This window comes from Marivita sp., assembly GCF_020055635.1.
In the GTDB taxonomy this organism is placed as follows: Bacteria; Pseudomonadota; Alphaproteobacteria; order Rhodobacterales; family Rhodobacteraceae; genus Marivita.
This window is the reverse complement of record NZ_JAIPUT010000140.1, coordinates 1-3,887: the sequence shown is the minus strand read 5'-3', so window position 1 is coordinate 3,887 and position 3,887 is coordinate 1. Positions and strand designations below refer to the sequence as shown.

Genomic DNA, 3,887 nt, shown 5'->3' with positions numbered 1-3,887 from the left:
CGTCGTGATGGTCGAGAATATCGAATCGCGTGCAACAGTTGCGCTGGGTGACGGCACAAACAGTGTCCAAGCTAAGAGCATTGACGGAACTGCGCCAGATCAGGGCGTGGTGATCACGCTGGGTGACGGCAACGACAACGTCATGACGGTTGGCGAAAATAATGCCGGAACCGTGACCAACGCAGATATCACCTTTGGCGACGGCGATGGACAGGTCTTCCGCTCTGGTGATGTTACGAACAGCACCATCACGATGGGTGACGGAGATTCCAACGAAATTTCCATCGATGGCAATTTCAACGGCGGACTAGCGACCACGATCAACCTTGGCAGCGGCGACAGCGCGACTGTGCGAATCGAAGGTGGCATGTATGACGAAACGCTAAACGGCGGCAACGCCACTGGCGTTGATCTGACCGTGAAAGACGACGTTCGTTCTTCGGAGATTACCCTGGGTCTGCACTCAGCTGCGAAGCTTGGAGGCGTACACGAGTCCAACATCACGTTCGGTGAAGGGAATGATCAGCTTACGGTCGGCCGAGTGTTCGAACTCAACGCCTCCATCGCCGGGGCCTCGGTCCAGACGAATATCGACATGGGTGCCGGAGATGACGATGTTACGCTTTGGGATCTGAAGGACGATACGTCCAACAATCCGAGCCCGAAAGCCATCGTGTCGTCCGGCGCTTCGCTGGATGGCGGTGATGGCTACGCAGATAGTCTTTTCATAGCTTCTGCAAATGACATCACGTTGGTTGAGCGCACCGCAGCGCAGGTTGTTGTGCTGTCCTTCTCCGGCTCTGATGCCGAGGGTGACGCGAACTTCACGGTTGGCAGCACCGTCAGTGTGACAGTTGCGGGTGTGGTCTACAGCTACGTGGTGCAGGCCTCGGACATTGTCCAAGGTGACGGGGCAACAACGGCTGCGCGCGTCGCCGCCGGCCTCAAGGCTGTTCTAGGTGATAATGTGCCGGACGGTCTCGGAAACGACATCGCGGTTACATACGATTCCCATGTCAACAAAATCACACTGACCGGTACGATCGGTGCGCCGGACGTCGAGATCGCTGTCACCGCCCAAGGTGGCGGGTCTGTCGAAGCGGACGTCACCCAGATCGCTGACGCGGGCATCGCGGGCTTCGAGCGGCTTCACCTGAGCACGGACGGTGATTTGGCGGAACAAACCGTCAATGTCGACTTTGACCTGGTTGATGGTGTCTTCAGTATCGATCTGGACGCGGTTAATTCTGGTCGGGAGTCCTATGTGATATGGCCCGAATATAACGGATCGTACACAGAGGTCACCGATGGCACGACAAAGCGCTTCGAGTTGGAAAACCTCAACGGAACCGAAGTCATCAGTGTGTCAGCGGATGAAGCATCGACGTCGGGCAACCAGCAGGTGGATTATCTGACAATTGAGACCGATCATCAGATTGGCGATGTCATCACGCTCACTCTGGACGGCACCGAGTACAGTATCACGATCACCGAACAGGATCTGAGCGGGGCGGATGCAGCGGCGGACAATGAAGCCATTGCCCAGCGTCTGTACCAGACCATTGATGCCACCGACGTTTCCGTATCGCTGGACTTACATGAGATCACGTTCATCGGTCAGCCCGGAGAAGGCTTTAGCATCGACTTCTCGCATGAGCGTTTCTCGAACCCAGTGGTCGACACCCTCACGGCAGAAGAACTTGCCAACGGCCAGGTGCTCTTTGCTCTGCCGGATGCATCCGATATCGGCGACATCGTTTCGATCAAGTTTGAAGATCGTGACCCGGTGGAAATCACGTTGACGGAAGAGGTTATCGCCCTGCTCAAGAGCTGCCTCAACCGCGATGAACTGGATGCAACGCTCCAGGGGCTTTTCGGTGACGACTATACATTGGAAGGCGAGACCATCATCTTCGACGGTGCCACAGGTGCAGATTTGATCCGTCCGACGGTCGAGCAGGTTTCTGGGTCAGGCCTCACCTCCGAGCAAGACCACTCGAGTGTCGACGACACGACCATCGACGTGGTTGTAAACGCGACGCTTGCGGAGGACGCAGCCGATACGGTCATGTATCTTCGCGTTGACGGCGAGGGCGCTTTCGATCTGGAAATCGACGGGGGCGAAGACAGCAGCTTTACCGACCTGTCGCTGACCTTGGGTGATGAACACGATCACTACATCGATCTGGGCAACACCTTTGACGAAAGCATCACGGTTGTTGACTCGGTAAATGCAGATACGAGCGGGTCAAACATCATCCTGGACAACGTTGGTGCGCAAACGGTTACGTCGACATCTGCGGCCGATATGGCGATCAACCAACTTGCGGACGGTGAAGTCATCAACGTGTCGACCGGGGACGGCGACGATTACCTGCGTACATCTGTTCTGTCTGCGCTTGCCGAGGGTTCTACCATCGACCTTGGGACAGGTGCGAACACATTGGCGCTTTATCTGGATGGCGGTTTCACGGTCGAAGGTGTGCGGAACATCATTGCCGATGCTTCGGCGGATGAGGGTGAAGGCGATACGGATTTGGGTGCTATCGCAGCCGTCCAATCCGAGTCCGCTGATGCCTTTACTCTTACCCTAGGTGAAAGGGTCACGGGTAACATCGAAAGTCCGGAGGATCGTGATGTCTTCGCTGTCGAACTCGAGGCTGGGCAGATGTATCAGGTGGGTCTGCATACGGCAGGAGACGATCGGGTTTGGGATGAAGGTGAACTTGGAGATGCAAGGCTGTTCGCCTATGACGATCAGTTCAACCTGTTAAGTGGCAAATTCGAGGATGCGGACCGGGACGACTTCGGTTCTTCAGAGCTTGGCGAGGCACGGATTTTCACTGCAGAGTACACCGGCATACATTACTTTGAAGTGGCCAACTATTACGAACCCGATGTCGACGAACCGTTCGGCACGTATTCGATCGAGGTTTTCGAAACTGGTAATCTGCTGAAAGGTCTCGATTATTCCGGCGATCTCGATCGCCTCGAACTGGACAGCTTGATCACGCTCGAGGATGGTGCCGTAGCATCCATCGTGATGCCCGGTGTCGCGGGCCAGGTTTCGGAGGTCTATTTCGACGACGTTGAAGTCGGCAACGATGGCCAGGCGTCATTGACACTGGCCGGAACCGCGTCGGACCTGACCGTCATCTCTGATAGCGATTTCGGCGTTGACAAAACTCAGGGAGGCTCAGACTCGGGTGATCGCGTCACGTTTGAGGCAGTCGGCGTCACCAATCTCACCTTCGATATCGATGATGAGATCCATGTCGACATGCGCGGATCGGCCCTCGAAACGCTGACTGTGGACAGCGGGGACGATGCTCAACTGTTCCTGGATGGGGATCACCTGGGCAGTCTGTCGGCCATCGATGTTGCCGCAGATGATAACGTTGAAATCGAAATCGAAAACCTCGCGACCGGGGCTTCAGTCTTGGCAGCCTCAGACGCCAACATCGGTGGAAGCGGCACGCTCGAGCTGCGAATTGCCCATTCCAGCCTGGGCAATGTGGACGCGTCTTTCGGCTATGAAGACGACGCGGCGGATGAGGATGACGTTGATCTCAATGGCATGGTCGCAATCTCCGATACCGATGACGGAGCGGTCACGGTCGGGAACGTCCAACTGTCGGTGAACGAGGAGTTTGAATGGGCCGACAGTTATCAGAGTGCCGGCATCATCATCGAATCCAATGACGGCTCCACTGTTGTCACTGGGGACCTCTCGGTAGCAGCGGGTGGCAACGACATCGTGGTGATCGTCGACAACGATGACTCTTCGGTCACCGTCGGGAACGTCGATGTGACGTCCTCCCAACATGAGGCGGAATTCTATGTCGTTGACCAGGATGCATCGCAAGTGTCTGTCGGTTCGGTAGCGG

1 protein-coding gene is annotated in these 3,887 nt (G+C 56.2%); it reads left to right on the top strand.

The window, feature by feature from the left end; translation table 11 throughout:
- The coding region (locus LCF60_RS23705; protein WP_292294996.1) for a hypothetical protein at positions 1-3,887 on the top strand (3,887 nt) is incomplete at both ends.